Annotated in this window: 2 protein-coding genes and 1 tRNA gene; 1 reads left to right on the top strand and 2 read right to left on the bottom strand. The window is 66.1% G+C overall.

Features of this window, described 5'->3' with window-relative positions; all coding sequences use genetic code 11:
- Nucleotides 1–12: 12 nt before the first annotated feature.
- Nucleotides 13–1,182 (bottom strand): acyl-CoA dehydrogenase family protein, encoded by a 1,170-nt coding sequence (locus tag Q0A15_RS02945; protein ID WP_291278045.1) that lies wholly within the window; start codon nt 1,180–1,182, stop codon nt 13–15.
- Between the two features lie 79 nt (nt 1,183–1,261).
- The gene (locus Q0A15_RS02940) at nt 1,262–2,608 is read right to left on the bottom strand and encodes a M20/M25/M40 family metallo-hydrolase (RefSeq protein WP_291278044.1); all 1,347 of its coding nucleotides are present in this window, start codon (nt 2,606–2,608) and stop codon (nt 1,262–1,264) included.
- A 254-nt stretch (nt 2,609–2,862) separates the two neighbouring features.
- Between Q0A15_RS02940 and Q0A15_RS02935 the strand changes: the two genes are divergently transcribed.
- Nucleotides 2,863–2,948 (top strand) — tRNA-Leu (locus tag Q0A15_RS02935).
- Nucleotides 2,949–2,993 lie beyond the last annotated feature (45 nt).

Genomic DNA, 2,993 nt, shown 5'->3' with positions numbered 1-2,993 from the left:
TCCCTGCCCCGGTCAGCCTCGAGGCCCCAAAAGCCAATCGGCCACCGTCCGGTGCGCGGACTCGGCGTCCGACGGGTGGAAGGAGGACGCGGCGGCGTCCCTGAACAGTCGTTCCGCCTCTGAGCCACGGGAGTACGACGAGCCGCCGGAGACCCGCAGAGCCGTGGCAGTTGCCTCCCTGGCCACGTCGCCCGCCCTGGTCCGGAACGTCACGAGTCGCGGGAACCACGAAGGATCCTTGGGTGACGTCGCGCGTCCCAGGTCGTCCAGGTCACTCGCCAAGGCGACGGACGCGTCGTCGAGCAGCAGGACATCCATCGCGGTGTCGGAGAGCCCGAAGCGGAGCAGTTCGTCCGCCGCCAGCGCGTTGCCCGTGCTGCGGTCGGTACGTCCGCTGAGATTCTGAGCCGCCAACTCGACTGCGCGATCCGCGACTCCGGCATAGACGGAGCCAGTCAGGGAGAGGAAGGCGGCGAAGATCCCGAAGATCAAGGGATCGGTCTTCTCCCCCACGGCCATCAAGCTGTGGACGTCTTCGGCCTTCAGCAGCGCCCGGTCCAGGCGGGTGCTGGCGGAACCGGAGGCTCGCATGCCCAGTGCGTCCCAGTCCGACCCGGTTCTCACGCCCGGCTGCCTGGGGATGAATCCATGAATCAGGCGGGCGTCGTCGCCCTCCCCTGTCTTGCCGAACACGCCCAACCGCGTCCACCCCGGTCCCATCGACGTGAAGACCTTGGTCCCGGTCAGCTCGAAGTCGCCGTTCTCGAGTGGCTCCGCGGTGGTGAAGGAATCGAAGAGCATGGCCTTGTTGCCCGGCTCCGACACGCCGAAGGCGAGCCGTTCACCACGGGCCACCGCATGACGCATGCCGGAGAGCCGATCATCGCCGAGGGCCCGGAGAACCCGGTCCACGCCCGTCCACACCAGGTGCATGTTCACCGCCAGCGCGGTCCCCGGGGCGTGGGCCGCCAAACGTCGTTGGGCCGCGATCGTCTGTCCGAAACCCCAATCGGATCCCCCGAGTTCCTGCGGCAGCATCGCCAACAGATAGCCGCTGGCGGCAAGATCGTCCAGATCGTCCTGCGCGAAAGAGTTCTCCGCGTCATGAACGGCGGCTCGGGTCCGGATGGACTCGAGCAAGGAGGAGGGCAACAGGTCGTCGATGCCGGCGGATGGGGACATGGTGGGGCGGAGCTCCTTGGTTTCTTGGGATCGAGGTTGGTTTCTTGCGACCGGGGGTTTCTGTGGATCGGGGCGAGACTCAGTACTCGGTCAACAGGCGGTACAGCACACGCCGGCCGAAGAGTAGCGCCGACACCGGCACCCGCTCGTCCACGCCGTGGAAGAGTCCGGTGAAGTCGAGGTCGTCCGGAAGCCGCAACGGGACGAATCCGTATCCACGGATCCCGAGCTCGTACATGGCCTTGTTGTCGGTGCCGGCCGCAAGCATGTACGGCAGCACCTCGCACCCCGGATCCTCCTGGGAGAGCAGATCGCCCATGGTGTGCACCAGAGGTGTGTCCGACGGAGCCTCGAGGCTGATGAGTTGGTGGTGGTAGTCGACGTCCACCTTCTCCCCCGCCAGATCCCGGATCAGGTCCAGAGTCTCCTCATGAACGCCGGGCAGGGTGCGGATGTCCATCCGGGCCTCGGCCGTGGAAGGGATGACGTTGTCCTTGTATCCGGCGTTGAGCACCGTGGGATTCACCGAGCCTGAGAGGGAGGAGCGCACCCACTTGGCCGTGTGTCCCAGGGCCTCGAGCTGCGGCTCGGGGTCGTTCGGGTCGAACGTGGTTCCGGAGATGCGGGCCACGCCTTCGAAGAGAGCGGTGGTGGAATGTCGGTAGCTCCGCGGCCACTCCTGCTCGCCGATGCGCGTCACGGCCGCGGCCAGGTGTGTCACGGCGTTGTCCGGGTTGATGGCGGACCCGTGGCCGGCGGTCCCCTTGGCCGTCAGCTTGGTCCACGCCACGCCCTTCTCCGCCGTCTGGATCAGGTAGGTGCGGGTGCCTGCAATGTCGGTGGAGAAGCCCCCCACCTCGCTGATGGCCTCCTCTGCGCCGTCGAACAGTTCGGGGTGGTTCTTGACCACCCACTGGGCGCCGTAGGTGCCGCCGGCCTCCTCGTCCGCAAAGAAGGCCACGATCAGGTCGCGCCGCGGCTTGATCCCGCGGCGGGCCAGTTCGCGGATGTTGGTGAGGATCATGGCATCCATGTCCTTCATGTCCACCGCACCACGGCCCCAGATCATGCCATCACGCACCTCGGCGCCGAACGGGTCGACGCTCCAATCGGCGGCCTCTGCCGGCACCACGTCCAGATGGCCGTGGACCACCAGTGCGGGCAGGGTGCGGTCCTCGCCCTCGATCCTGACGATCACGTTGGCGCGTCCCGGAGCCGATTCATGGAGCACAGGGTCGTAGCCGACCTCTTGCAGGGACGCCATGACGTAGTCCGCGGCGGGACGTTCGTTGGCCGCATCGGGGCGCCCGCCGAAGTTGGAGGTGTCGAAGCGGATCAGATCGCGACAGATCGAGACCACTTCGGCGTCGAGACCGGTCAGATCCTTGATCGAATCGTCCATGCTGCTCTCCGAGGTGGGCTCCATCACATCTCCTTCAGGGGCACCGCAGAATCGAGGCCGCGGCGCGTGGTCATTGCCCTGTCCACGCTACATCCTCGTACCTGTACTTCCGCGGTATTCCGCGGAGAACCTGGTGTTTTCGTCCGGTTGGTGACGTGCCGTGACCTGGGGTGTCGCGTTACCGGATGGGGGTTTCCTTCGGTTTGGAATAGCCTCATCGGCCGTGCTAGAGTTTTATTCGTTGCCTCGCCGCTCCTTGGAGCGGGCGAACACCACCTGCGCGGGTGGCGGAATAGGTAGACGCGCTAGCTTGAGGTGCTAGTCCTCGTATTAGAGGGTGGGGGTTCAAGTCCCCCTCCGCGCACAAAGTGTAGGGGCGCCAGAAAGAAAAACAAGATTGCGGGCGAGG

It is taken from the genome of Galactobacter sp., from assembly GCF_022712295.1.
Lineage (GTDB): Bacteria > Actinomycetota > Actinomycetes > Actinomycetales > Micrococcaceae > Galactobacter.
Note: the sequence above shows the minus strand (reverse complement) of the source record. Positions and strands in the feature narration are given on the sequence as shown.